Genomic DNA, 26,278 nt, shown 5'->3' on the forward strand with positions numbered 1-26,278 from the left:
TGTCGGGTGTTCGCGATGGAATGCGGCGGAGTGAGGGGCAGGCCACGTCAGGCCCGTCCTCGGGGTCGTCGAGCCGAGCCGGAGCCGCTGCTGCGCGCCGAGATCGGACACTTGTCATAACAACATGATGTAGCGTGGTGGGGTGAGTTCCCATGCCCCCTTGTACTCGCAGATCGAGCAGGCGCTCGTCGCCCGCTTCGGGGTCGATCTCCATCCCGGCGACCAACTGCCCACCGAGGACGAGCTGATCGAGACGTTCGGCGTCAGCCGGATCACGGTCCGGCGGGCCATGCAGAATCTCGCGTCCCGGAACCTCATCACGACCAGACGCGGCCGGGGCAGCTTCGTGACCGCACCGAGCTTCCGGCAGCCCCTCACGGCTCTGACCGGGTTCGTCGAGGACATGGACTCCCACGGTGTGCCTTCGCGCGCCGAAGTGGTGACGATCGAGGAGATCGTCGCGCCCGCCGAAGTCCGTGAGGCCCTGCAGTTGCCGCTCGGGGTGCGGGTGACTCACATCGAGCGTGTTCGACTCGCAGTCGGGCAACCGGTGTCCTTCGACGACACCTACCTCCCTCTTGAGCTCGGTCGTCTCATCGCGCAGGACGATCTGGAGAACGAGCAGATCTTCACGCTGCTCGAGACCCGCCACGGCACGCCGCTGCTCGAAGCCACGTACGCCCTCCAGGCCGACACGGCCGACGCCGCGATGGCGGAGGCGCTCGGGATCGCCCCGGGTGATGCGGTTCTCCGGATCGAACGGACATCGTTCACGGTCGGCCAGCGGCCGGTCGACTACGAGATCCTGCACTACCGCGGCGACGCGATCACCTTCACCGCGCGCCTGCCCCGGCCCGGCGGCGAGACGAGTCCGCAGACGTGACGCTCGCTCTCTTCTCCCTGCTCTTCCTCGGCTCGCTGGCGGCAGGAGCCCTGGGCAGCGCGCTCGGCATGGCCGGGGGCATCTTCGTCGTCCCGCTGCTGACCCTGTTCGCAGGCGTCTCGTTCCCCGTCGCGGTCGGGGTCAGCCTGGTCTCGGTGATCGCGTGCTCGTGTGCCAGCGCGCCCGAGTTCCTGTCCACCGGGCTGACGAACCTGCGCCTGGCCGTCGTTCTGGAGGTCGCTACGGCGCTCGGAGCGCTGGCCGGTCTGCTCCTGGTCGGCACCGTGCCCGACCGGATCCTCTATGCGATCTTCGCAGCGGTGCTGCTGCTGTCCGCCGTGCAGATGATCAACGGCCGTCGTCCCGCCGCTGCGCCACGTGATGTGCGCGGACGCCGGTACTCGTCCTTGTCGGGCACAGTCACCGGCGACGACGGGAATCCCGTCTCCTATCGGGTCGCGCGGCTGCCGCTCGGGGCCGGACTCATGTTCGGCGCCGGCACTCTCTCGGCACTGCTGGGCATCGGGTCCGGTGTCCTCAAGATCCCCGCGATGGACGCCGCCATGAGACTGCCGATCAAGGTCTCCTCGGCCACCGCGAACCTGATGATCGGAGTCACGGCCTGCGGAGCCGCGGCCGCGTACCTGCTGTCGGGCACCCTGGATCTCGAACTGTCCGCGCCCGTCGTTCTCGGTTCGCTCGCCGGCTCGGTCCTCGGCGCGAGGATCCTCGTCAAAGCGGCGGGACCCTCGCTGCGTGTCGTGTTCACGATCGTGCTGTTCGCCCTCGCCGTCCCCATGGCGGCCAACGCTCTCGGCATGGCCTGGACGGGGGCGTCGTGACGCACCGTGCCGGCTCGCCCACGGATTCCGGCGACCGCCGACTCGCTCTGGCCATCGCCGCTCTCATGCGGACCTGCACGATCATCGCCGCCGCCCTGTTGGTCGCCGGGGCAGCCGTCGCCTACCTTCTGCCGGGCCTGATCGCGACGGTCCTGCTCGCCGCCGGGTGTGCCCTGCTGATTCTGCTTCCTGTGCTCAGGCTGGCGATGATGGCGGGATACTTCGTGCGGCGAGGTGAGACGGCCTTCGTCGTCGTCACTGTCATCGTGATCGGACTCGTGATCGCGGGAGGGGCGATGGGGCTGCTCATCTGATCGATGAGGCACGGGCGGTGCAGGCGCTCGGTGGAGAACCGTGCGCGGAACGATGAAGGGCCAGGTCGGAGAAATATTCTCTGACCTGGCCCTTCTCGGTGGAGCTAGGGAGAATCGAACTCCCGACCTACTCGATGCGAACGAGTCGCGCTACCAACTGCGCCATAGCCCCGGGGCGTCGTGTCGACGACCGAGAGTCAGTGTAACAGGACGCAAACGCCGGTACACAAATCGCCCGGTGGGCGACGGTGTGTACCGGCGTCAGAGCGGGTGGACTAGCCGCCGAATCCGACGGTGATGGCGATGTGCAGGAGGTCGCCGCCGAAGATCGTGACGTCGTTGAAGAACTGGGTGAGGGCGGGGAACATGTGTCCACCTTTCTATGACGTGTGGGTGCATCGGACGATGCGAGAAAATCGTTACACGTTTGTCGGTTCAGCTCCTGTTGTCGGAATCAACTCACATAGTCTGCCCAAAAGTGTTGCGGCACACAATATTTCGACGACAGGCTCGCTTGAGCCTCGGGCCTGCGGGTTTGCCGTGAGCGGGCTGTGGATCGAGACGCCGGCGGCGCTCCCAGCTCCTGAAGTTAGGCTTCCTTTACCTGATGTTAACTTAGGCTACCCATACCAAGTTTCAAGGACTGGTCGAGACTTCAGCAGTTTCTCGAAAGCTGTTCACTCGCAAGCGATTCCGTCCCCATCCCGATCGAGCTTTCGGGAATAGCCGGGCTGTCCCGCCAAGATCGGAGCGGCGCCCGCTGCACGGGCGGCCGCGCAGTTCGCATAGAAGACGTCCGCGCCCGCGGCAGGCGGGGCCGGAGGGGCGGGCGGGGCGGGAGTCGGAGTCTGGACGATCGGTGCGCGGGTCGCAGTCACTGGCTCCTGACGCTGCGGCTGGGTGGTCGGCTCCGGCACGGCTGACGGGGTGGAGGGAGCGTCGCCACCGCACCCGCTCAGCACCTGTTGCATCGCGCTCTTCTCGGCCGCGGTGACCCAGAGGCGATACGACGCCTTCACATCGATCTGCCGTGCGACATAGGTGCACCGGTACGAACGGTTGGGCGGCAGCCAGGAGGCCGCGTCGCTGTCGCTCTTGCGCTGGTTGGTGGGACCGTCGACGGCCTGCAGATTGCGGGGATCGTTGGCGAGATCGGTGCGCTCCTCTGTCGAGAGCTGCTGGGCACCCTTCTGCCAGGCGTCGGACAGGGCCACGACGTGATCGATCTGGACCGCCGACGAGGTGGCGCCGCCGCGCTGGAAGGCGATCGTCTTGTTGGTGTAGACGTCGCGCAGGGTTCCCGACGCGACGACGCAGTCGCGAGTCTTGGTCTTGTACGTCACGTCGGTGAGATCACGACGCAGGATGTCGTTTCGCGTGTCGCAGCCGTTGTGGCCCCCGTCGACCGAGACGTCGTCGGTCCACGGCTGACCGAACAGTGCGCGGTCGTAGCCCGTCTTCGGCGCCCGGCCCTTGACCGGTAGGCGCTCGAGGGTCGACAGGGCGTTGGTGGCGAGCCGCGGCAGGTCCGCTGCGCGTGAGGTCGTGCTGGTCGCGGCGGCAGCCGAGCTCTCGGGCGTGCTCGACCAGGCGATGTCGCCGCGGTCGGCCACCGCACTCGGCGACGAGGCCGTCGTGGTGCTCGGCGCGTCGCACCCGGCGATCAGCACGGCCGCCAGCGCGGCTGCGGCGCTGACGCCGAGGCGAGCCGTGGGGAAACTGAACCGAGGCACTTGCTGATCTGTCATGCGGCCATCATGGCACCCGCCTCCGACAACCTCGGACCGGTAGTAGCGTGGCCCTGTGACCTCCATCTCCTCGGCGGCCGTGGCCGCGTCGTCTCCGATCGTGGAAACCTCCTCCGGGCCGGTTCGCGGCCGCGTCGACGGCGGGGTCCACGCCTACCTCGGCATCCCGTACGCGGCTCCGCCGGTGGGCCCCGCGGCGTTCGACGCGCCGCGGCCGCCGACGGCGTGGACCGGGGTCCGCGACACCACCGAGTACGGACCGACCGCCCCGCAGGCGGCCTACCCGGCGCCGATCGCCGCGATCCTCGACAACGTGATCGAACCGGGCGAGGACTACCTGCACGTCAACGTGTGGACACCCGATCCCGGCGCCGCGGGCCTGCCGGTCATGGTCTGGATCCACGGCGGCGCCTTCACCCGCGGATCCAACCGGATCGCGATCTACGCCGGCGACACCTTCGCGCGCGACGGCGTCGTCTGCGTGGGCGTCAACTACCGTCTCGGTGTCCCCGGCTTCGGCTCGGTGCCGGGCGCCCCGGAGAACCGCGGCCTGCTCGATCAGATCGCGGCGTTGGAGTGGGTGCGCGAGAACATCGCGGCCTTCGGCGGCGACCCCGACGCGGTCACCGTCTTCGGCGAGTCCGCGGGCGCCATGAGCGTGGCCGCCCTGTTGGCGTCACCGCGGGCCGCAGGCCTGTTCCACCGCGCCGCCATGCAGAGCGGCAACGCGATCACGGCCGCCGACGCTGCGGACGCCCGCAAGGTGACCGGGCGGCTGGCCGCACTCCTGGGCGTCGAGCACGATGCGTCGGCGTTGGCGCAGGTGCCGGCCGGAGAACTCCTGAAGGCACAGACCGACATCGCGCTGGCGCTGACGACCGACCCCGATCCGGCGCAGTGGGGACAGACCGTCGTCGACATCGGCATGGGCATCATGAGCACCTTCCCGGTGATCGACGGCGACGTGGTGCCCGACCTTCCGCTGCGAGCGATGGCGGGCGGCGCGGGCGCGGGCATCCCACTGCTCGCGGGCTGGAACGCCGACGAGTTCCGCTTCTTCTTCGCACCGACCGGGGTGGTCGCTGCGGCGACACCCGATCTCGCCCGCGCCATGCTGGCCCGCACCGGCATGGACACCGACGGGTTCGACCGGCGGCTGGCCGAGGGCGTCGCCGCGGGCGACGCGCTGTGCGAGGCCGTCACCGAACTGGCCTTCGCCGGCCCCACCCGGGCGCTCGCGCAGGCCCGTGCCGAATCGCCGACGCACCTGTACGAGTTCGGATGGCAGACACCGGTGGCCGACATCCGCGCCGGACACGCGGTGGAACTGCCCTTCGTGTTCGACCACCTCGCCGCCGCCGAAACACTCGTCGGCCCCGATCCCGACCAGAGCGTCGCCGACGCCATGCACGCCGCCTGGGTCCGCTTCGCCGTCACCGGCGACCCGGGCTGGGCGGCCCACACCGGCGACGAGGTGCACCGGTTCGGGTGAGTACCGGCGGGCGGGAGCCTCATCGGCCCGGCACCAGTCGGAGCGCGCTGTCGAGCAGATCGCCGATCGCGCGGCTCACATCGCGATCGACCTCGATGTCGGGGACCCGGTCGACGTAGGTGCTCGGCTCACGCCCCGCGACCACCGCGGCGAGATTGCCCATCGCATCGGAGCCCTCGTCGTCGAGATACCCCGAATGCGACTGCGGCCCCTGCACCAGCTGGCGATCGCTGTACAGGCCGGTGTCCATGCGGATGACGCCGGGAGCGGTGTCGGGGTCGCCGCCGTGCACGGGACCGCCGAACTTCTGCGCGTAGTGAATCGGATCGCCCGGCGGCGTCATCGAGTATCGCTTGACCTCGGGGTTGGCGTTGTTCCACGGGCGGTCCTCGACTCCGGTTCCGGCCGACGACGCATAGACCACCCGGTCGGCGCGCAGCCCCAGCTGCTCGGCGGTGCCGACCACCGAGCCGCCGTAGGAGTGCCCGATCACGGTGGTCGCCAAGGGCGTCCCGGAGGCGGCCAACTGCGCGTCGAGGGCGGCGGCGAAGCCGACCAGCCGCGGGGCCATGCGGCGGGCGGGGCCGGGATCGACGGCCGTGTTCCGGGTGGGGGACAGGTCGGTGTCGATCACCGACTGCGGCAGCTCCCCGTCGGCGTAGACGATGACCGGAGCGCCGCTGCGGCGCGACAGTGCGGCGGCACGCCGACGGTAGTCATCGCTGGTCGCCAGGCTCGTACCGGTTCCGGGCACCAGCACGGCGACTCCGGTGGACGAGGGCGACAGGTCGCCGACGAGCTCGATGAACCGGCCGTTGCCGACGTCGGTGAACCCCAGGAACGTGCGCTGCACCGACCTCCCCGGGTGTTGCGGATCCGGCGCCGGCATCAGGAGTCCGCGCAGTGTTGCCGCCTTCTCGCCGCCGCCTCGTCCGGCCGCGACCTCGGTCGCCAGGGCGGCCCGGATGGACCGCTCGTTGGCGGTGATCCGATCGGCGAAGTCGATGCCGTCGAGGTTGCCGACGACTCCCGGAGCAGCCGCGATCAGGCTTTGACGCTGCGCCGGACTCAACGACTCCCAGTACCGCGTCAGATCGGCGGGCGACATCGACGCCAGCTCGGCGGCGGCCATGTCGGCCAGCGCGTACGCGCCGCCGGGCGTGGGCACCAGACCGTTGGATCCGTCGAGCTCTCGCGTCAGCATCTTGAGCTTCATGCCGACGGCGATGTCGGCGATGTCGGCCTCGTCGAGAAGTCCGCGGATGCGGTCGGTCAGGTAGTCGGAGTCTGCGCGACGGCTCGGGTCGGGATGGGCGACGGCGCCGTCGTCGCCGACCGCGAAGCCGGTGCTGCGGGCGATCCGCACCTGCCCGGCCAGCCGGTCGCGGACCGACGACAGCCGTCCGTGCCCCTGCCCGGCGGCGACGGAGAGGTCGAGGAGCGTGTTCTCCAGGCGTCGGAGCCTGCTCATCTGAACGCCGACCCGCGCCTGTGCCGCGTCGCGGGTGCGGCCGGACCAGGTGGGATCGATGTCGAAGGAGCGGCCGACGGCGTCGGCGGTGGTGGCGACGCGTTCCCCGTCGGACGCATACGACGTCGACGCGCTCAGCAGACCGTCCAATCGCCAGCCCAGGACCGCGCCGACCCCGGTCACGGCAGCCGCCGAGTCGCCGCGAGCGCCGCCGCGGCGGCCTCGTCGGAGTCGACGGTGCGGGTGTTGAACCCGGCGAGTGCATCGGCCAGTGCGCCGAGCTCGTGGGAGCGCGCGCGGCCCGCCTCACCGCCGGCGGCGACGGCGCCGGCGAGCGCATCGAGGGTGAAGCTCCCGGAAACGGCGAACTCGCCGGCCTCTGTGTCGAGACCGGCGAGTTCGGTTGCCGCGTGCCGCCATCGGCCGACGATCTGCGCGACCTGATCGGGGGTGATGCCGAAGTCCATGAGGCTGCCTTCCGAATGATTGAGAAGAACTCGTCATTCGTATAGACGCGCCGCACCGGCGTTCGGCTCCACCCGTTGTCCACAGGCGGACGGGGGTGAGGAAGGCGGTTACACGCCCACGACGGCGGTGCCGGGCGTGGGCAGCAGCCCGGCCTCGGCGTCGGCGAGCAGATTGCGCACAGTTTCGCCGGAGTCGGTCTTGTTGGTGCCGATGAATCCGGACGGTCCGCGCTTGATCCAGCCCGTGACGAACAGGCCCGGGATCGGGGTGCCGTCGTCGACGACGCGCCCGGCGACATGCGCGACGGTGCCCTTGGCGTCGTCGAAGGGCAGGCCGGGCACCGGGCGACCGCGATAGCCGATGGCGGTCAGCACCAGATCGGCGTCGATGACCGCGGCCTCGTCGGTGCCGGTCTTGACGAACTCCACGCCGGTGGCGCGGTCGTCGCCGAGGACTCGGATCGGCGTCAGCCCGAACGAGAGCCGGATGAAGGGCTCGGTCGGCCGCGGACGGCGGGAGATCTCGTGCAGCAGGTCGACCTTCGTCGCCACCGTGGGATCGGTGATGTGCGAGCTGTCGACGCCGACGAGCTCGGCCGGGTCGACCCACACCCGCGCGGGGCCGTCGGCCAGGCCGATCAGCTCGGGCAGGGTGAACGCCGCGTGCTCGGGACCGCGTCGGGCCACGACCACCACTTCGCGGAGTCCGGACTCGCGGAGCGCGGCCAGCGCGCCGCGGTCGATCGTCGTCGACGCGAGGCGATCGGGATCGGCGGTGAAGATCCGGGCCACGTCGAGGGCGACGTTGCCGTTGCCGATCACCACCGCACGCTGCCCCGACAGATCGGGGGCGGCATCGGCGAAATCGGGGTGGCTGTTGTACCAGCCGACCACCGACGTCGCGCTCTGCACTCCGGCGAGCTCGGTTCCGGGGATGGTCAGCGGCCGGTCGGTCGGAGCCCCGCCGGCCCACAGCACTGCGTGGTGGGTCTTGCGCAGCTCGTCGAGGGTGATGTCGCGGCCGACCTCGGTGTTCAGTCGGATCTCGATCGAGGGGTGACGGGCGATGTCGTCGAACAGCTTCGTCACCGTGCGGGTGAACTCGTGATCGGGTGCCACCCCGAAACGGGCCAGGCCGAAGGGCTGCGACAGCCGTTCGAACACCGTCAGCTTCACCTGGCGGTGCTTCAGGAGCTCGTCCGCCGCGTACATGGCCGACGGTCCCGAGCCGACGATCGCGATGCGCAGTTCGTCGGGGGTGGCTCCCCGCAGGGCTCGCGGCTTGGTGATCGGCGCCATCGGCAGCCGCCAGGAGGTCCGCACCGGGAACCGCGTCTCGTCCGGCGCCGGATCGGGGTAGTGATCGGCGTTCACGTCGGCGAACCGAGCTGCGGTCTCGGTCAGCCGGTGCCCCGGGACGATCGCTCCGACGGGGCACGCGCTGACGCACGCGCCGCAGTCGACGCAGGTCGCCGGGTCGATGTAGAGCATCTCGGCGGTCCCGAAATCGGGCTCGTCGGGTGTCGGGTGGATGCAGTTGACGGGGCAGGCGTAGACGCACGAGGCGTCGCCGCAGCATGCCTGCGTGATGACGTGGGGCACTGTTCCTACTTCAGGTCGCGGGGAGGTCCGTTGCCGCTACTTCGCGGTGTAGGCGGGCTCGCTGCGGTAGCGCGAGGCGCGACCGTCGATGCCCATCGCGCGCCACACCTGGCGGGAGACGGGGTTCATCAGACCGCACTGCTCGGCGAGCATGCGGACGTCGCCGAAGACGCCGGACAGGAAGGCCTTGGACTCGTCCGAGCGCCAGAAGATGTCCTTCATGACGCTGCGCGGAATGTCGAACTCACGCTGGAACTCGCTCGGCGGGACGACGATGGCGTTGCACAGCACACGCATGACGATGGGCATCGCGATCGAGAGGGCGAACTTGGTCAGCGGGCCCTTCGACGGGACGGTGGCGCGCAGGTGGTTGTGCGCGAAGGAGATGTGGCGGGCCTCCTCGGCCACGTGCAGCTCCATCACCGCCGACATCGCCGGATGCAGCTCCTCGCGGGCGCGCAGGAAGTCCTTCTGGATGTGGTCGATCGGCTCTTCGCCGGCGAGGACGCCGAAGTAGAAGATGGTCGGCCAGAAGGTCGAGAACAGCGGGATGATCGGCGACAGGCGCCGCAGCCACCAGCGCATGCCGTTGGTCGGCATCCCGATCCGGTTGACCAGCTCCTGGAACATGAGGGTGTGGTTGCACTCCTCCTTGGCCTCGTGCGTGGTGTAGCGGAACCGCTTGTCGCCGTTCGGCAACCGGTCGGCGTACTGCATCAGGCCGCGGATGAGGATCGACTCGAACTGCAGGCCGACCTTGGCCACGTTGGCCTGGCGCCACATGCCGATCTTGATCTGCTTGTCCTGCGGGAGGCTCTGGTACCAGGGGTGGCGGCCGATCGGGTCGGCGATCGACGAGAGGATCCAGCGCGGATCGTCCGGGATCACCGCCATGTGCGGGGCGTCCCAGTCGATGTCGAGGTAGGGGTCGAAGTTGCGTCGCACCGAGGCGGACGACAGATCTTCCAAGACCTGTGTGTAGTCGGCCGCGACGGCCTCCTTGGCGGGAGGCGTGTAGGTGACGGGCCGGGGCTGGGTGGACGTCATTGTCTTCTCCTGACTTGCGTCGGTGACGAAGGCCGCCGAAGTAGAACCTGTTGTCACCAGCGTCGCACCGCCGCCCGATCTTGTCAATGTTCGATGGCACAATCAGTGTCGATGTCTTCACGGTGTCGTGCGTCACAGCCGCTCGGGCTGAGACAATGACGCAGGTGGAGATCGTCGCAGTCGTCGTCGTCTGTGTGCTGGCCGTGGCCGGCGCCAACCTGCTGGCACCTCGGGTTCGGCTCGCCGCACCGCTGCTCCTCGTGGCAGTCGGCGTCGCCGTCAGCTACTTCCCGGGCATCCCCGACATCTCGGTGGACCCCGAGATCATCCTGGTCGGCGTGCTGCCGCCGCTGCTGTACGCGGCCGCCGTCGCGCTGCCCGCCATGGACTTCAAGCGGGACTTCCAGGCCATCAGCGGTCTGTCGGTGGTGCTGGTGGTGATCAGCGCCCTGCTGCTCGGGCTGTTCTTCATGTGGATCCTGCCCGACGCCGACTACGCGACCGGGGTGGCGCTCGGCGCCATCCTGAGCCCGACCGATGCGCTCGCGACCACCACGGTCAAACGGGTCGGCGCCCCGCAGCGACTGGTGACGGTCCTGTCGGGGGAGAGCCTGTTCAACGACGCCAGCGCGCTGGTGGTGCTGCGTGCCGCCATCGCCGCGATGGCCACCAGCGTCTCGCTGCTCGGCGTCGCCGCGTCGTTCGCGTGGGCGATCGGTGCCGCGGTGGGGGTCGGCGGCGCCATCGGCTGGGTGTTCATCGTCGTGCGTGCCCGCATCTCCAACGTCGCGGTCGCCACCGCGGTGTCGTTCACCGCCCCGTACATCGCCTACCTGCCCGCCGAGGCGATGAGCGCCTCGGGGCTGGTCGCGGCGGTTGCGGCGGGTCTGGTGACCGGCCGCGGCGCGGTCCGACGGCTGACCGCGGCGCACCGCCAGTCCGACCAGCAGACGTGGCGCACCGTCGAGCTGCTCCTGGAAGGCGGCGTCTTCCTGCTGATGGGTCTGGAGTTGAAAGCGCTGGTCACCGACGTGCATCGCAGCCACGAGACGGTGTGGCACGCGGTCTGGCCCGCAGTGATCGCCTTCTTCATCCTGATCGTCATCCGGTGGGCCTTCGTCATGACCCTGGTGGCCTCGATCGGTCGCCGGTCGCGCCGGGTTATCGCCCGGGAACCGTTGCTGGCGCAGATGCAGGACCGGCTGGGAGATCCCGATGCGGCCGCCGACCGGATGACCCGGCGGTTTCGACGCCGGATCGATCGGCGGCTGGCCGACATCGAGTACTACCGCACCGAGTCGATCGGGGTCCGCGAGGGCTACGTCGTGGTGTGGGCGGGGATGCGCGGCGTGGTGACCCTGGCCGCCGCGCAGACGCTGCCCGCCGACACCCCGTATCGATCACTGCTGGTGCTGGTCGCCTTCGTCGTCGCCGGCGGCTCGCTGATGGTGCAGGGCGGGACCCTCGGCCGGTTCATCACCGCGCTCAACCTGCCCGACCATCGCGCCGACGCCGCCCGGGAACGCCGCAGGCTCAATCGGGTGATGGCCGGCATCAGCTACGAAGTGCTGACCGACCCGGCGGTGTGCGGCGACGACAGCCTCTTGGCTCGCAGCGTCGAGACGGTCCGCGACCTCGAGGCCGCCGACGACGACTCCGACGAGCCCGGGGTGGACCTGTTGGACCGGCGCCTGCGCAACGCCGCCGAGATGCGCCGGGTGCGCCGGGTCATCATCGGCAGGCAGCGCGCCGAGCTGGTCGAGCTGCGCGACCGCGGTGCCTACAGCTCCGAAGCGCTCAGCGCGACCCTGGCCCGCCTCGACGCCGAAGAGCTCAGCCTGGACGCGCACCGGCCGCGCTGAGCCGGCGCGTCCGGCATCGGTGTCAGCGGGGCGAGATCAGTCGACGATGGCCGACGGCAGCGCGCCGGTGAACCACAGCAGCGACAGACCGAGCAGGAACCAGGTGGCGCCCTGCCAGATCTGCCAGCGGCCATCGGCGCGCCAGTTGAGGTAGGTGCGGACCATCGCGGCGATCGTGCCGGCGATCACCACGCTCGGCGAGGCCAGGATCAGCGCCGTGTGCAAGCCCCCGACGGTGTTCATCGCGGCGATCAGGACGGCGACGCCGAGCACGATCGTGATGCAGACGTGGATCGCCGCGTCGCGGATCTCGCGCGGGGCGGTGGTGGTCGACATCAGGGAACTCCTCGATCGTGCCGGACGGCGGTCGTTTCGCTTCCATTGTACGTATCGGCGAACTGGGGTCTTGGTACCGATGCGCGCGCAACGGTCATGGTGAACAATGGGATTGAGGCTCAGTCGGAAGCCGTCGGAAGGCTCCGGGCCGGTGCAAAGGAGAGCAGTCGCAAATGAGCTTGATTCTGGTCGGCGTAGACGGATCGCCTGAATCGACCAATGCGGTTCGGTGGGCAGCGGCCACGGCTGCGATCGAAGACCTCGACCTCAAGATCGTCGCCGCCTACAGCTCCACCACCAGTGACTACGCCCCCGGTCTCGTCATTCCGCAGGACGTGATCGACGCCATCCGCAGCGAAGCCACCGGATTCGTCCAGGATGCCGCCGCCGTCGCTCGCGAGGTGGCTCCGGACGTGGAGTTGAACGGATCGATCGTCGAGGGCGATGCAGCGCGGGTGCTGCTCGAACTCGGCGAGAACGCGCACATGACGGTGCTGGGAACCCGGGGACTCAGCAGCGTCAAGGGACTGTTCCTCGGATCGGTCAGCACCAGCGTCGCCTCGCACTCGAAGGGGCGCGTGGTGATCGTGCCGGACGGCGCGCTCGGCGGCGACGGCCCCGTCGTGGTCGGCGTCGACGACTCCAAGGTCAGTGATCCGGCGGTCGCCGAGGCCTACCGTCAGGCGGACCTGCGGAAGAAGAAGCTGGTCGCCGTCCACACCTGGACGCCGCTCGACGCCGACGCCCTGCACGGCTTCGGTCTGGACGCCGAAGAGATCGACGAGATGTCGCAGCAGGCGGTCGAAGCGGTCGCCGAGCGGATGGCCGGCTACGGGCAGGACTACCCCGACGTCGAGGTGGAGCGCGTGGTGGTGCCCGAGGAGCCGGCCAAGGCCATCCTCGACGCCGCCGACGACACGGCGTCGCTGATCGTCATGGGCAGTCGCGGGCGGGGCGGTTTCACCGGCCTGCTGCTGGGTTCGCGCAGCCAGAAGGTGCTGCACCACGCGCACGTCCCGGTGATGATCGTGCGTCGCTGACGCGCAACGTCGTTCTCGTCGCTGCGGCAGGCGAGTGGTTCGTCACGAACCGCTCGTCTGCCGCAGTGCTTGTCGGTGGCCACCGATAGCCTTGACTGCACGATGAAGAACCTTCCCCGCGGACTCTGGGTCCTGCTGATCGCCAACGCGGTCATCGCCCTGGGCTACGGCCTGATCGCGCCGGCGCTGCCGATCTTTGCGACGGCGTTCGGCGTCTCGTCGGCGGCCGCCGCGCTGGTGGTCTCGTCGTTCGCGCTCATGCGGCTGACGTTCGCGCCGACCACCGGTCGGCTCGTCACCAAGCTGGGGGAGCGCAAGATCTACCTGACCGGGCTGCTGATCGTCGCGGTCAGCACGTTCGCGTGCGCCTTCGCCCAGGAGTACTGGCAACTGCTGGTCTTCCGCGCGGCCGGTGGGGTCGGCTCGACGATGTTCTCCGTCTCCGCGATGGCCCTGTTGATCCGGCTCTCGCCCCAGGAGGTGCGCGGTCGGGCGTCGGGATACTTCTCGGCGGGCTTCCTGGTCGGCAGCCTGACCGGGCCGCTGATCGGTGCGGCGCTCGTAGGGTTCGGTCTGCGGCTGCCCTTCGTGGTGTACGGCATCGCGCTGCTGATCGCGGCGGCGGTGGTCGCGGCGATGATGCCTGCGCCGCCGGAGACGACACCGGACGGCCCGGGCGAGGAGGCCGACACCGCGTCGTTGCCGTCCGCGCCGACCTTCTTCGCCTCGCTGAGACTGCGGGAGTACCGGGCGATCCTCACCTCGAACTTTGCGCAGGGCTGGGCGTCGATGGGTGTCCGGGTCGCACTGGTGCCGCTGTTCGTCCAAGACGGACTGGGCTACGGCACCGAATGGGCGGGCATCATCCTGGCCTGCTACGCGGCGGGCAACGTGGTGGCCATCCTGGTGTCGGGCCGACTGTCCGACCGGTACGGCCGGCGCCCGGTGATGATCCCTGGCCTGATCGTCGCGGCCGCGGGAACGCTGGCCCTGGGCTATTCGCCCGACATCTGGGTCGCGCTGGCGCTGACCGCCGTCGCAGGCGTCGGCTCCGGCCTGTTCGCGCCCACTCACCAGGCGGCGCTGGGCGACATGCTGGCGGGCAAGCGCCGCGGCGGATCGGCGTTGGCCGCCTACGGCATGGCCTCTGACCTCGGTGCGGTGTCCGGCCCGCTCATCACCGGCTTGATCGCCGACGCCTTCGGCTTCGGTCCGGCGTTCGTGGTGACCGGCGCCGTCGTGCTGCTGGCGCTGGCGACCTGGCTGGCGGCGCCGGCCGGCCTCACGACCAGCTCGGCAACCAGATCTGCTGACCCCATTCGACGTTAGAGATCGGGGCGCCGGTCAGGATCGGCCACAGCCACACGAAATTGGCGATCACCAGGGCGATGTACACCGAGACGACGAGCACGCTGATCATCCGGCGTTCCTCGGCCCCGGGCGGCGGCGCGCGCAGCAGGTCGCCGCACGCCAGCGCGAGTCCCATCACCAGGAACGGGGCCATCGCGGTCGCGTAGAAGAAGTACATCTGTCGGTCGATCTCACCGAACCACGGCACGATCGCGGCCCCGTACGCCACCAGCACCGCGGCGTAGCGCCAGTCACGCCGGGAGACGATCCGCCACAGTCCCCACGCGATCATCGGCAGGGCCAGCCACCACAGTGCCGGGGTGCCGACCAGCATCTGCGCGCGGACGCAGTCCGAGCCGCCGCACTGGTCGGGACCGTACGAGATGGCGTACAGCATCGGGCGCAGTCCCATCGGCCACGTCCACGGTTTCGATTCCCACGGATGGTGGTTCCCGGCGGCATTCGTCAGACCGGCGTGGAACTCCAAGACCCCCGACTGGTAATACCAGAACGATCGGATGGCGCCCGGAATCCATGCGAAAGGGCCGTCGACGCCGACCTTCTCGCCGACCACGTAGCGGTACACCGACGTCTCGGAGGCGAACCACGGGGCGAAGGCGGCCAGATACATCCCGAAGGGCAGAACGCCCAACGACGCGGCCGAGGGCAGCACGTCGCGCCGCAGCACCCCCATCCACGGACGTTTCACGTGATACGCCCTGCGCGCGGCGACATCGAAACCGAGAGACAGCAGGGTGAAGGCGACGACGAAGTACGCGCCCGACCACTTGACCCCGCACGCGAGCCCGAGCATCACCCCGGCGGTGAAGCGGTACCAGCGAAAGCCCAGCCGCGGCCCGAACGGCGAGTCGTCGATGCGGCTCTGCGTCCACACCCGGTGCATCCGCATGCGCATCTGATCGCGGTCGGCGATCAGCGCGGCGAAGGCCAGCGTCAGGAACAGGATCTGGAAGATGTCGAGCATGCCGAGTCGGGACTGGACGAACAGCACGCCCTCGCAGATCGCGAAGACGCCGGCGATAGCGCCGATGAGGGTGGACCGGCTCATGCGTCGCACCGTCAGGTAGACGGCCAGGACGATGATGACTCCCGAGACCGCCGACATCACCCGCCAGCCCATCGGGTTGTAGCCGAACATCCACTCGCCGACGGCCAGCATCCACTTGCCGACCGGCGGGTGCACCACCAGCCCGTACCCGGGGTTGTCCTCGACGAGATCTCCGCCGGTCAGCAACTGCCACGCCTGCGGGACGTAGTGCTTCTCGTCGAAGACCGGGGTGCCCTTGTCGGTGGGGTGCGTCAGATCCCAGAAGCGGGTCGCGACCGCGATGAGCGTCAGGATCGCACCGACCACCGTGCCGCGCAGCCGGTCGGACGCCCCGAACACCGGTTCGGGGATCTGCGGGCCGGGTGCCGTCCCGAGATCCTCGGTGAGCGCGCGGTCGGCGACGGTCGCGCGGTCGATGGCGGCAGGGGTCACCTGAGCGATGGTAGCCGGAACAGTACTCTGAGGCGGTGACCAGTAGTGACCCGGAGACGAGCGGCGAGCCGGGACTCGGACGCCTCGTGCTGGCCGGCACCCCGATGGGGCAGCCTGACGACGCCTCGCCTCGACTGCGCCGCGCGCTCGGCGAGGCCGACATCGTCGCGGCCGAAGACACCCGCCGAACCCGGGCGCTCGCCGCGGCCCTCGGCGTCGAGATCACCGGTCGGGTGCTGAGCTACTACGACCAGGTGGAGGCCGCGCGGACCCCCGGGCTCGTAGAGGCGATCACCGGCGGCGCCACCGTCCTGCTCGTCACCGACGCGGGCATGCCGTCGGTCAGCGATCCCGGGTACCGCCTGGTGGTGGCCTGCGCCGACGCCGGCCTGCCGATCACCTGCCTGCCCGGCCCGTCCGCCGTCACCACCGCGCTCGCATTGTCGGCGATGCCGTCCGAACGGTTCTGTTTCGACGGCTTCGCGCCGCGTAAGCAGGGTGCGCGGCAGGACTGGCTGGCCGAGCTGCGCACGCAACCGCGCACCGTCGTGTTCTTCGAGTCGCCGCACCGGTTGGCGCAGACGCTCGCCGACGCCGCGCAGGTCCTGGGCCCCGACCGTCGCGCTGCGGTGTGCCGGGAACTGACCAAGACTTACGAGGAGGTCCGACGCGGTCGGCTGGTCGACCTCGCCGAATGGGCCGCGGCCGGCGTCAAGGGCGAGATCACCGTCGTTCTCGCCGGAGCGCCCGCGGTCGACGAGACGGTCAGCCTCGACCAGGTCGCGGCACACGCTGCAGAGCTGGCCGACGACGGCGTCCGACTGAAGGAGGCGTGCGCCCAGGCCGCGACCGGCACACCGTTCTCGCGGCGAGAGGTGTATCAGGCGGTCCTCGAGTCGCGAAGCGAGCCGCAGTGACGATCGCACAGCGCACCGACCACATGATCCGCGGGCTCAACCCGGGGTACTTCTCACTCGTCATGGCGACGGGCATCGTGTCGATCGCCGCCGGTCTGCAGCGGTGGCACCCGTTGTCGGTGGCGCTGATGTGGATCTGCGGTGTCGCCTACGTCGTTCTGCTCGTCCTCAACGCCGTCCGCCTGCTCCGCTATCGGGCCGCGGTCGCCTTCGACCTGCGGCTCCCCGGTCGGACGTTCGGCTTCTTCACCATCGTCGCGGCGACCGGCGTGCTCGGGTCGCGGCTGATGTTCGACGGCCACCTGTCCGCGGCGCTCGTGCTGCTGGCGGTGGCGGTCGCACTGTTCCTGGTCCTCGGCTACGCCCTGCCGCCGCTGGCCTTCGTCGCGCGGACCGGGCAGCCGCAGCTCGAACGCGCCGACGGCACCTGGTTCCTGTGGGTCGTCGCAACCCAGTCCGTCGCGGTCCTGGCCGCCGCGGTGCAGCCGCACGTCAGCACCGGTCAGGCCGAGTTGGCGCTGCTGGCGGTCGTCTGCTGGTCGGTCGGGGTGTTCCTTTACATGGCCGTGGCGCTGTTCGTCGCCTCGCGGATCTTCATGTACCACCCGAATCCCGGCCAGCTGACCGGTGCCTACTGGATCGCGATGGGTGCCACCGCCATCACCGTGGTCGCGGGCGCGACGATCGCCGGAATGACCGACGCGCCGATCCTGCACCCCACCCGGGCCACGGTCGAAGCCGTGTCGATCTTCTTCTGGGGGTTCGGGACCTGGCTGGTGCCGCCGCTGCTGTTCGCGGGCTACTGGCGGCACATCCGGCATCGGATTCCGCTGCGCTACGACGTCTCCGTCTGGTCGATCGTGTTCCCACTGGGAATGTACGGCGTCGGCTGCCACCAACTCGGGATCGTCAACGACGTCCCGCTGCTCGACCGCATCGGTCACGTCGAGATCTGGATCGCCGTCGCCGCCTGGGCACTGACCTTCGTCGGCTTCCTCACTCAGCCCTGGGCCTCCCGCGGGGATGCCGCGCAGCCTTGACCCGAGGGTCTCGATACGCTCGCTCTCTTCGTTCGCGGGCTACTCGACCAGCGTGGGGTGCCTTTTAGGGTGGTCGAGTAGTGACCGGAGCGTAGCGGAGGACGCGTATCGAGACTTGGGGGAGTGTGTGCTGGGGGTCTGGATACGCTCGCTCTCTTCGTTCGCGGGCTACTCGACCAGCGTGGGGTGCCTTTTAGGGTGGTCGAGTAGTGACCGGAGCGTAGCGGAGGACGCGTATCGAGACTTGGGGGAGTGTGTGCTGGGGGTCTGGATACGCTCGCTCTCTTCGTTCGCGGGCTACTCGACCAGCGTGGGGTGCCTTTTAGGGTGGTCGAGTAGTGACCGGAGTGTAGCGGAGGACGCGTATCGAGACTTGGGGGAGTGTGTGCTGGGGGTCTGGATACGCTCGCTCTCTTCGTTCGCGGGCTACTCGACGAGCCTGGGGTGCGTTCGTTCGCGGGCTGTTCGACTGGCGTTTTAGGGTGGTCGAGTAGCGACCGGAGGGTAGCGGAGGACGCGTATCGAGGCCTGGGGGAGTGTGTGGTGGGGGTCTGGATACGCTCGCTCTCTTCGTTCGCGGGCTACTCGACGAGCCTGGGGTGCGTTCGTTCGCGGGCTGTTCGACTGGCGTTTTTAGGGTGGTCGAGTAGTGACCGGAGCGTAGCGGAGGACGCGTATCGAGGCCTGGGGGGTGCTGGGGTCTCGATACGCTCGCTCACTTCGTTCGCGGGCTACTCGACCAGCCTGGGGTGCGTTCGTTCGCGGGCTGTTCGACTGGCGTTTTTAGGGTGGTCGAGTAGTGACCGGAGCGTAGCGGAGGACGCGTATCGAGGCCTGGGGGGGTGCTGGGGTCTCGATACGCTCGCTCACTTCGTTCGCGGGCTACTCGACCAGCCTGGGGTGCGTTCGTTCGCGGGCTACTCGACCAGCCTGGATGGGGGCGTTCGTTCGCGGGCAGCGGGCCTGGAGGGGTGTTCGTTCGCGAGCCAGCCGGCCTGAAAGCCGACTACGGGGCGGCTTGCGGGGTGAAGCCGACGATCGAGGAGGCCTTGTCCAGGCACTCCTGCCATTCGGCGGCGGGGTCGGAGTCGATCGTGATGCCGCCGCCGACGCCGAGGGAGAGGTGGCCGTCGGGGGAGATGGAGACGGTTCGGATGGCGACGTTGAGGTCGAGCAGGGCGTCGGGGCCGGCAAGACCCACTGCGCCGCAGTAGATCCCGCGCGCCTGCCCCTCCCAGTCGGCGAGCAGCTCCATCGCCCGGATCTTGGGGGTGCCGGTGACCGACGCCGGCGGGAAGGTCGCCGCCAGCAGCTCGTCGTTGCCGACAGCCGAGCGGAGTTCGGCGGCCACCGTCGACACCAGATGCCACACGCCCGGCGCGCCGATCACCGTCAGCAGGTCGGGGACGGTCACCGAACCCGTCCGCGCCACCCGCCCCAGATCGTTGCGGACCAGGTCGACGATCATCACGTTCTCGGCCACGTCCTTGGTCGAGGCGGCCAGCAGCGCGGGGTCGGCCGAGGCCGGCAGCGTCCCCTTGATCGGCGACGAGGTGACCCGGCGGCCGCGGCGGTCGAGGAACGACTCGGGACTGAAGCTGGCCACCGCGCCCCAGTCGCCCGACAACCACGCCGACTTCGCGGGCGCGGTCGCGGCGGCCACGTCGGCGTAGAAGTCCACGCCGCGCCCGGCCAGTCGGCCGCGGAACTGGGTGCACACGCACGCCTGGTACACCTCGCCCGCGGCGATCGCCGTCAGACACCGCCGCACGGCGTCCAGATGCGCATCCCGATCGGGTTCGGTCCACTGCGTCCGCCACGGACGCGCCTCGGCCGTCGCGGTCAGCGCCCGGCGCACCCACTCGGGCTGCGGGGCGCCCGAGACGCTCTCCCACCTCCACCGGCCCCGCGACAACGTCAACACCCCGTCGGTGAATCCGCCGACCACCGCGGGCAGCGGCGACTCGTCGGCGCGAACCGGGAACGACAGCGCGCCGAACCAGAATCGGTCCGGCCGGTCGGGCGGCGCGCACCCGTCGACGAGTTCGATCGACGGCGCGATCACCGCGTCGGCATCGGCCCAGTCACCGATGAGGGCCGCGGGCCCGGGCAGCCCGCGGACGCGGGCGGCGGTCTCGAGAGCGCGCAGGACGTCGAGCGCGGACGCTGCCGGGCGGTCGCCGGTCATGCCTCGTCGGACGGGCTTTCCTGGCGCGGGAAGACGGGCGTCGGCTTCGGCAGCGCGGTGCCGGGAACCAGCCGGTCGGTGACGGCGGTGAACCGCCGCGCCTGCTCGTCGGCGCTCACCCCCAGCAGGTCCAGGAGGGTGGCGGTGGAGCCGGGCATCACCGGCTGCGCGAGCAGCGTGACGACCCGGACCACCTCGGCGCACACGTACAGGACGGTCCCGGTGCGGTCGAGATCGGTCTTGGCGAGCTTCCACGGCTCCTGCGCCGAGATGTAGCGGTTCGCCTCGGCCAGCACCGACCACAGCGCCTCCAGGCCGAGATGGATGGCCTGGGCGTCGAAGTGCGCGCGCACCTTGGGCAGCAGAGCGTCGGCGGCGTCCAGGAGGGCGCGGTCGTCGGCGGTGAACTCGCCGGGCTGCGGCACCGTCGACTCGAAGTACTTGCCGATCATGCTCAGCGTGCGCTGGGCCATGTTGCCGTACTCGTTGGCCAGATCGGCGTTGTTGCGGGCGACGATGGCCTGCGCCGAGTACGAGCCGTCCTGGCCGTACGACACCTCGCGGAGGAAGAAGTAGCGGACGGCGTCGAGCCCGTACTGGGCGACCAGCTCGTGCGGGTCGACGACGTTGCCGACCGACTTGCTCATCTTCTCGCCGCGGTTGAACAGGAACCCGTGGGCGAAGACCCGCTCGGGGACCTCGATGCCCGCGCTCATCAGGAACGCCGGCCAGTACACGCAGTGGAACCGGATGATGTCCTTGCCGATGATGTGCAGGTTCGCCGGCCAGTAGCGGTCCAGCATCTGCTGGTCGTCGGGGAAGCCGACGCCGGTCAGATAGTTGGTCAGCGCGTCGACCCACACGTACATCACGTGCTCAGGGGCGCCGGGGACCTTGACTCCCCAGTCGAAGGTGGTGCGCGAAATCGACAGGTCGTTGAGGCCGCCGGCGACGAAGCTGCGGACCTCGTTGCGGCGCACGTCGGGTCCGATGAACTCCGGGCGGGAGTCGTAGAGCGCCAGCAGCCGGTCCTGGTACTGGGACAGTCGGAAGAAGTAGGTCTGCTCCTCCGTCCAGGTCAGCACGTGCCCGTTCTCGGTGGCGATGCGCTCGCCCGCCTCGTTCACCGAGGTCTCGTCCTCGGCGAAGAAGGCCTCGTCGCGCACGTCGTACCAGCCGGCGTACGAGTCGAGGTAGATGTCGCCGGCCGCCTCCATCCGCTTCCAGATCTCCTCCGACGCCCGGTGGTGGTCGGCGTCGGTGGTGCGGATGAACCGGTCCAGGTCGGTGCCCAGCGCCGAGTGCAGCGCCTCGAAGCGGTCGGAGTTGGTCTTGGCCAACTCGGCCGTCGAGACGCCCTGCTTCTCGGCGGTCTGCTGCATCTTCTGGCCGTGCTCGTCGGTGCCCGACTGGAACCGCACGTCGAATCCGTCGAGCGACTTGAACCGGGCCAGGACGTCGGCGGAGATGAACTCGTAAGCGTGCCCGATGTGCGGGGCGCCGTTCGGGTACGCGATGGCGGTGGTGATGTAGAAGGGCGACGACGCGCCAAAGGACTCGCTCGGCATAATACGGCGATTGTACTTGGCTGGTCGTCGCCGATCAGATGCGCGTCAACGCGGCGAGCGCCGGTACGGCTCGCACCCGGGCGGCGCGGTCGGCGGAGTCCGCAGACCGAGCGTCGGAATCTCCCGAATGACCGGTGCGTCGCCGAGGATGAAGTGCTCGCCGTGATGCGACAGTTCGACTGTCGGGCCCGACAGCAGTCGGTAGGTCGCCTTCTCGGAGTCGACGGCCACCACGATCCGCGACTCGCGGATCACCATGCGGAACGACATGTAGCTCAGCTGCGACGGCAGCCGCGGAGCGAACGTGATCTGGCCGTCGAAGTCGCGCATCCCGCCGAAGCCTGCGACGCAGTCGGTCCACGCGCCGGCGAGCGCCGCGATGTGCAGGCCCGACGAGACGTTGTTGTGCAGGTCGTGCAGGTCGGTGAAGACCGACTCGCTCATCAGGTCGTACGCCAGATCCAGGTAGCCGACCTCGGCGGCGGTCACCGCCTCGCAGCACGCCGACAGCGAGGAGTCGCGGACGGTGATCGGGTAGTAGTAGTCGAAGTTCGCCAGCTTCTGCTCGGGGGTGAAGCGGTCGCCGAACAGGTACAGCGCGAACACCAGATCGGCCTGCTTGACGACCTGCTTGCGGTACAGGTCGAAGTACGGGTAGTTCAGCAGCAGCGGATACCGGCCCGTCGACCGCTCGAAGTCCCACCGGTCGAGCTTGGTAAAGGCCTCGCACTGCTGGTGGACGCCGAGGGCGTCGTCGTACGGGATGGTCATGTCGTCGGCGCACCGCGACCAGAACGAGGTCTCCTCGTCGGTCACCCCCAACTCGCCCGCCACCGACGGCTGCCTCGAGCAGGCGGCGACGGCGTCGCGGAAGGCCTGCTGGGCCGCCAGGTTGGTGAAGACGTTGTTGTTGACGATCGCCGTGTACTCGTCGGGGCCGGTGATGCCGTCGATGCGGAACTTGCCCGCGGTGTCGTGGTGGCCGAAGCCGGCGAAGAAGCGGGCGATCTCGACGAGCAGTTCGACGCCGCATTCGACCTCGAAGGCCTCGTCGCCGGTCGCGCGGATGTAGCGGGCGGTGGCGTTGGCGATGTCGGCGGAGACGTGGATGCCCGCCGTGCCCGCGGGCCAGTACCCGGAGCACTCGTCGCCGTTGATCGAGCGCCACGGGAACATCGCCCCGTCCTGGGCGAGTTCGGCGGCCCGCGCCTTCGCCTGGTCGAGCGTCGAGTGCCGCCAGCGCAGTTCCTCGCCGGCCGCGGCGGGCACCGTGTAGGTGAGCATCGGCAGCACGAAGCTCTCGGTGTCCCAGAAGGTGTGGCCGTCGTAGCCCGGACCGGTCAGCCCCTTGGCCGGGATGGCGCGCGACTGCCCGCGGGCCCCGGCCTGCAGCACGTGGAACAGGGAGAACCGGACGGCCTGCTGGAGTTCGGGATCACCGTCGAGCTCGATGTCGGCATCGAGCCAGAACTCGTCCAGGTACTCGATCTGCTCCTGCTTGAGTGCGTGCCAGCCGGTCTCCTTGGCCATCGCCAGAGCGGCGTCGACCTGGGCGCGCAGCGCGGGCACCGACCGTCGCGCCGACCACCCGTAACCCATGTACTTGGTGAGCACCAGCTTGGTGCCCTGCGGGACGGTGGTCGCGACGGTGAGTCGGGCCAGGTCGCCGTCGGCCCGGATGGCGGTGTCCGCCGAGCCGGGCAACTCCAGTTCGTGGTCCATGCCCGCGGCGACCCCGAGCTCCGACCGCCGCGTGTGGTGGACCAGGACGGCCGAGAGGTCTTCGCAGTCGGCCAGCGCGCTGACCAGCGGCTGATCGAGCGCCGCGGCCATCCGCGGATCCTCCTTGGCCGAGACGCCGCCGATCGGCTCGTTGGCCAGCAGGTCGGACTGCAGCACCAGCTTCATGTCCTCGCCGATCGGCTCCACCTCGTAGCGGATGGCGGCGATGGTGCGCTTGGTGAAGGACACCAGGCGCTCTGAGCAGATGCGGACGGTACGCCCGGTGGGGGAGGTCCACAGCGTGTTGCGGCGCAGGGTGCCGGTGCGGAAGTCGAGGACCCGCTCGTGTTCGACGGTGCGGCCGTACCGCAGGTCCATCGGCTCGTCCTCGACCAGCAGACGGATGATCTTCGCGTCGGTCACATTGACGACGGTCTGCCCGGACTCGGGGTAGCCGTAGCCGCTCTCGGCGTACGGCAGGTCGCGCAGCTCGTAGAAGCCGCTCAGGTAGGTGCCCGGCTGATCGACGGGTTCGCCCTCCTCGAAGCTGCCGCGCAGACCGATGTGCCCGTTCGACAGGGCGAACAGCGCCTCGGTACGGCCGATCGTGTCGACGTCGAGGCCGCGCCAGCGCAGCTGCCACGGGCTGACGTCGAAGCCCTCCACGGGGTGCATTCCGTGGTGGGGCACGTTCACCGGGTCGGTGTGGCTCGACGTGTCACCGTGGGTGGTGTGGGCCAGTTCGCTGGTGGTCGGTTCGATCACGGAGGTCCTTCGCAGGGCTTGTCGGGTCGGCGCTCGCGGAGGGAGCGGGAGGTCAGTTCTCGGCCAGGAGCTCGTCGAGGTCGCCCACGACGATAGAGGCACCGGCCTCGCTCATTGCAGCCGACTGGCCGCCGCCCACCCGATCGATGCCGACGACGTAACCGAAGTCACCGGCATGACCGGCCTGCACACCCGAGACGGCGTCCTCGAAGACCGCCGCCGCGGCCGGGGCGACGCCCATCAGCTCGGCGCCGCGCAGGTAGGAGTCGGGGGCGGGCTTGCCTGCGAGCCCCTCGTCGACGATGGTGTTGCCGTCCACCCGATGCTCGACGAACTCCGTCAGGCCCGCGGTCTCGAGGACTTGCGCGCCGTTGCGGGAACTGGTGACGACGGCGGTGCGCAGACCGGCCTCGCGCGCGGCATGCAGGTAGCGCACCGACCCCGGGTAGGCGGTCACCCCGTCGCGGGCCAGCGCGGCGAGGAAGGCCTCGTTCTTGCTGTCGGCGACGGCGGTGACGGTCTGCTCGTCGACGTCCAGGCCCCGGGACGCGAAGAAGGAGCGGACGCCGTCGACCCGTGGACGCCCGTCGACGAAGCTGAAGTAGTCCTGGTCGGTGAACGGGCGCAGTTCGTCGGTGCGGCCGCTGATGTCGGCGCCGGCCCGGCGGGTGAGGAATGCGTTGAAGGCGTCGGTCCAGGCGGTGCGGTGCACCGAGGCGGTGTCGGTCAGGACGCCGTCCAGATCGAACAGCGCAACCGTGATGTCATCAGGTAGTCCCAGCACGGTCACGACGCTACCCGCATCTGCGCTGTCGCCGGGCCTTTCAACGTTCTCTCAGCGTCGTCCAGCGATCCCTCAGCCCCTCCGACGCAGGGTGGCATCAGTCCGAGTGACGGACTGTTCAGCCGAACCGAGGAGGAATCCGAGCACATGAACATCACACGGAGAATGAAGACGGGGATCGTCGCGGCGGTCATCGGCGCGGGCGGGCTGACCGGAGTCGGCTTCGGCATCGCGCACGCCGTGACGCCGACCGCGCCGCCCGCGGTCAGCGTCGACCACCAGACCCAGTCGGCGGATCAACCCGAACCGGGCGATCACGCCGATGCGCCGGGTGCGGTCGATCGGCCCGAGGCGGGGGATCACGCGGATGCGCCGGGTGCGGTCGATCGGCCGGAGGCGGGGGATCACGCGGATGCGCCGGGTGCGGTCGATCGGCTGGAGGCGGGCGATCACGCGGATGCGCCGGGTGCCGTCGATCAGCCCGAGGCGGGCGACACCCCCGACACGGTCGCGCACCGGTGACCGAGCGTCGCTGACGCGGTGAACCCATGACATCGTGCGGCGGCGCCCGACCGGGCGTCGCCGCACAATGGTGCGTGGACGGGGATCGAGACCGTCCGGAAGAGAATCAGAAGGAGAGTGCGGTGCGCGTGCTGGTGGTCGAGGACGACGTGAGCGGTGCCCAGACCCTGCAGCGCGCCCTGATCGCCGACGGGTGGACGGTCGACGTCGCTCACGACGGCGAGACCGGACTGCTCGAAGCCTGCGCCGGCGGCTACCAGGCGATCATCCTCGACATCATGCTTCCCCGGCGCAACGGCTACGAAGTCGTCCGGGAACTGCGCGCGCGAGAGGTGTGGACGCCGGTGCTGATGCTCAGCGCCAAGGACGGCGACTACGACCAGATCGACGCCTTCGACCTGGGCGCCGACGACTACCTCACCAAGCCCTTCTCCGTCGAGGTCCTCGGCGCCCGGCTGCGGGCGCTGCTGCGGCGCGGCGCGCCCGAACGGCCGGCCGTGCTCACCGCGGGGTCCCTGTCGCTGGACCCGGCGGTGCACAAGGTCTTCCGCGACGGGACCGAGGTGGCATTGACCCCGCGCGAGTTCGGCGTCCTGGAGTTCCTCATGCGTCATCGCGGCACGGTGGTCACCAAGGCGGAGATCCTGCGCGGGGTGTGGGACGCGCACCTGACCGCCGACGAGAACCTCGTCGAGGTCTACGTCGGCTATCTGCGCCGCCGGATCGACAAGCCCTTCGGCTGCGCCTCGATCGAGACCGTGCGCGGAATCGGCTATCGGCTCGTCGACACCGACTGACCCGCCGTCGGGCGGCCGCC

Annotated in this window: 22 protein-coding genes and 1 tRNA gene; 11 read left to right on the forward strand and 12 right to left on the reverse strand. The window is 69.7% G+C overall.

All coding sequences use genetic code 11. From position 1 onward, the window contains the following. Positions 1–142 precede the first annotated feature (142 nt). Genes AAFO60_RS04840 through AAFO60_RS04850 form a run of 3 tightly spaced genes read left to right on the forward strand, consistent with a single transcriptional unit; the run spans position 143 to position 2,039 of the window. A complete protein-coding gene (locus tag AAFO60_RS04840) occupies positions 143–883 on the forward strand; it encodes a GntR family transcriptional regulator (protein WP_347955023.1) in 741 nt (246 codons plus the stop codon). After that, the gene (locus AAFO60_RS04845) at positions 880–1,725 is read left to right on the forward strand and encodes a sulfite exporter TauE/SafE family protein (protein WP_347955024.1); all 846 of its coding nucleotides are present in this window, start codon (positions 880–882) and stop codon (positions 1,723–1,725) included. Before AAFO60_RS04840 ends, AAFO60_RS04845 begins: the two co-directional genes overlap by 4 nt. Then, the gene (locus tag AAFO60_RS04850) at positions 1,722–2,039 is read left to right on the forward strand and encodes a hypothetical protein (RefSeq protein ID WP_347955025.1); all 318 of its coding nucleotides are present in this window, start codon (positions 1,722–1,724) and stop codon (positions 2,037–2,039) included. Before AAFO60_RS04845 ends, AAFO60_RS04850 begins: the two co-directional genes overlap by 4 nt. A 99-nt stretch (positions 2,040–2,138) precedes the next feature. Here AAFO60_RS04850 and AAFO60_RS04855 read toward each other — a convergent pair. Further along, positions 2,139–2,211 (reverse strand) — tRNA-Ala (locus tag AAFO60_RS04855). Between the two features lie 505 nt (positions 2,212–2,716). Beyond that, on the reverse strand, positions 2,717–3,787 hold the full coding sequence (locus tag AAFO60_RS04860; RefSeq protein WP_347955026.1) for a GmrSD restriction endonuclease domain-containing protein: 1,071 nt from the start codon (positions 3,785–3,787) through the stop codon (positions 2,717–2,719). Between the two features lie 64 nt (positions 3,788–3,851). Here AAFO60_RS04860 and AAFO60_RS04865 point away from each other — a divergent pair, with 64 nt between their 5' ends. Continuing rightward, on the forward strand, positions 3,852–5,279 hold the full coding sequence (locus AAFO60_RS04865) for a carboxylesterase/lipase family protein (protein ID WP_424308806.1): 1,428 nt from the start codon (positions 3,852–3,854) through the stop codon (positions 5,277–5,279). 19 nt (positions 5,280–5,298) lie between these two features. Here the strand turns inward: AAFO60_RS04865 and AAFO60_RS04870 are convergent, their stop codons facing one another. The 4 genes from AAFO60_RS04870 to AAFO60_RS04885 form a co-directional block, all read right to left on the reverse strand. Beyond that, on the reverse strand, positions 5,299–6,933 hold the full coding sequence (locus AAFO60_RS04870) for an alpha/beta hydrolase (protein ID WP_347955027.1): 1,635 nt from the start codon (positions 6,931–6,933) through the stop codon (positions 5,299–5,301). Beyond that, on the reverse strand, positions 6,930–7,217 hold the full coding sequence (locus AAFO60_RS04875) for a hypothetical protein (protein WP_347955028.1): 288 nt from the start codon (positions 7,215–7,217) through the stop codon (positions 6,930–6,932). Before AAFO60_RS04875 ends, AAFO60_RS04870 begins: the two co-directional genes overlap by 4 nt. Positions 7,218–7,325: 108 nt before the next feature. Beyond that, entirely contained in the window at positions 7,326–8,819 is a 1,494-nt protein-coding gene (locus tag AAFO60_RS04880) for an FAD-dependent oxidoreductase (protein WP_347955029.1), read from the reverse strand. A gap of 36 nt (positions 8,820–8,855) precedes the next feature. Continuing rightward, on the reverse strand, positions 8,856–9,866 hold the full coding sequence (locus AAFO60_RS04885) for an AurF N-oxygenase family protein (protein ID WP_347955030.1): 1,011 nt from the start codon (positions 9,864–9,866) through the stop codon (positions 8,856–8,858). Positions 9,867–10,030: 164 nt separating this feature from the next. On the opposite strand from AAFO60_RS04885, the gene AAFO60_RS04890 reads away from it, so the two are divergent. After that, positions 10,031–11,728, forward strand: a complete 1,698-nt coding sequence (locus tag AAFO60_RS04890) for a cation:proton antiporter (RefSeq protein ID WP_347955031.1) — start codon at positions 10,031–10,033, stop codon at positions 11,726–11,728. Positions 11,729–11,764: 36 nt separating this feature from the next. Here the strand turns inward: AAFO60_RS04890 and AAFO60_RS04895 are convergent, their stop codons facing one another. Beyond that, complete coding sequence (locus tag AAFO60_RS04895) at positions 11,765–12,064, reverse strand: hypothetical protein (RefSeq protein ID WP_347955032.1); 300 nt, start codon at positions 12,062–12,064, stop codon at positions 11,765–11,767. A gap of 173 nt (positions 12,065–12,237) precedes the next feature. On the opposite strand from AAFO60_RS04895, the gene AAFO60_RS04900 reads away from it, so the two are divergent. Together AAFO60_RS04900 and AAFO60_RS04905 are read left to right on the forward strand one after the other, a co-directional pair. Further along, the gene (locus AAFO60_RS04900) at positions 12,238–13,104 is read left to right on the forward strand and encodes a universal stress protein (RefSeq protein WP_347955033.1); all 867 of its coding nucleotides are present in this window, start codon (positions 12,238–12,240) and stop codon (positions 13,102–13,104) included. Positions 13,105–13,206: 102 nt separating this feature from the next. Further along, positions 13,207–14,433, forward strand: a complete 1,227-nt coding sequence (locus AAFO60_RS04905) for an MFS transporter (RefSeq protein ID WP_347955034.1) — start codon at positions 13,207–13,209, stop codon at positions 14,431–14,433. Here the strand turns inward: AAFO60_RS04905 and AAFO60_RS04910 are convergent. Beyond that, positions 14,387–15,955, reverse strand: coding sequence for a dolichyl-phosphate-mannose--protein mannosyltransferase (locus AAFO60_RS04910; RefSeq protein WP_424308791.1), 1,569 nt, complete (start codon positions 15,953–15,955; stop codon positions 14,387–14,389). The genes AAFO60_RS04905 and AAFO60_RS04910 overlap by 47 nt on opposite strands. A 35-nt stretch (positions 15,956–15,990) precedes the next feature. Between AAFO60_RS04910 and rsmI the strand changes: the two genes are divergently transcribed. Further along, the gene (gene rsmI / locus AAFO60_RS04915; RefSeq protein WP_347955035.1) at positions 15,991–16,872 is read left to right on the forward strand and encodes a 16S rRNA (cytidine(1402)-2'-O)-methyltransferase; all 882 of its coding nucleotides are present in this window, start codon (positions 15,991–15,993) and stop codon (positions 16,870–16,872) included. Then, complete coding sequence (locus tag AAFO60_RS04920) at positions 16,869–17,912, forward strand: tellurite resistance/C4-dicarboxylate transporter family protein (protein WP_347955036.1); 1,044 nt, start codon at positions 16,869–16,871, stop codon at positions 17,910–17,912. The genes rsmI and AAFO60_RS04920 overlap by 4 nt, the downstream gene beginning before the upstream one ends. Positions 17,913–18,918: 1,006 nt before the next feature. On the opposite strand, the gene AAFO60_RS04925 is transcribed toward AAFO60_RS04920, so the two are convergent. From AAFO60_RS04925 to AAFO60_RS04940, 4 genes are all read right to left on the reverse strand, one after another. Continuing rightward, on the reverse strand, positions 18,919–20,100 hold the full coding sequence (locus tag AAFO60_RS04925) for an aminodeoxychorismate synthase component I (protein ID WP_347955037.1): 1,182 nt from the start codon (positions 20,098–20,100) through the stop codon (positions 18,919–18,921). Further along, positions 20,097–21,668 (reverse strand): methionine--tRNA ligase, encoded by a 1,572-nt coding sequence (gene metG / locus AAFO60_RS04930; RefSeq protein ID WP_347955038.1) that lies wholly within the window; start codon positions 21,666–21,668, stop codon positions 20,097–20,099. Before metG ends, AAFO60_RS04925 begins: the two co-directional genes overlap by 4 nt. Before the next feature lie 45 nt (positions 21,669–21,713). Continuing rightward, on the reverse strand, positions 21,714–24,065 hold the full coding sequence (locus AAFO60_RS04935) for a glycoside hydrolase family 65 protein (RefSeq protein WP_347955089.1): 2,352 nt from the start codon (positions 24,063–24,065) through the stop codon (positions 21,714–21,716). Between the two features lie 142 nt (positions 24,066–24,207). Then, positions 24,208–24,939 (reverse strand): HAD family hydrolase, encoded by a 732-nt coding sequence (locus AAFO60_RS04940; RefSeq protein WP_347955039.1) that lies wholly within the window; start codon positions 24,937–24,939, stop codon positions 24,208–24,210. Between the two features lie 147 nt (positions 24,940–25,086). Here AAFO60_RS04940 and AAFO60_RS04945 point away from each other — a divergent pair, with 147 nt between their 5' ends. Both AAFO60_RS04945 and AAFO60_RS04950 read left to right on the forward strand, forming a co-directional pair. Further along, the gene (locus AAFO60_RS04945) at positions 25,087–25,461 is read left to right on the forward strand and encodes a hypothetical protein (protein ID WP_347955040.1); all 375 of its coding nucleotides are present in this window, start codon (positions 25,087–25,089) and stop codon (positions 25,459–25,461) included. A gap of 122 nt (positions 25,462–25,583) precedes the next feature. Next, positions 25,584–26,258 (forward strand): response regulator transcription factor, encoded by a 675-nt coding sequence (locus tag AAFO60_RS04950; RefSeq protein WP_347955041.1) that lies wholly within the window; start codon positions 25,584–25,586, stop codon positions 26,256–26,258. Positions 26,259–26,278 lie beyond the last annotated feature (20 nt).

The organism is Gordonia aichiensis, assembly GCF_039946255.1.
GTDB lineage: Bacteria > Actinomycetota > Actinomycetes > Mycobacteriales > Mycobacteriaceae > Gordonia > Gordonia aichiensis_A.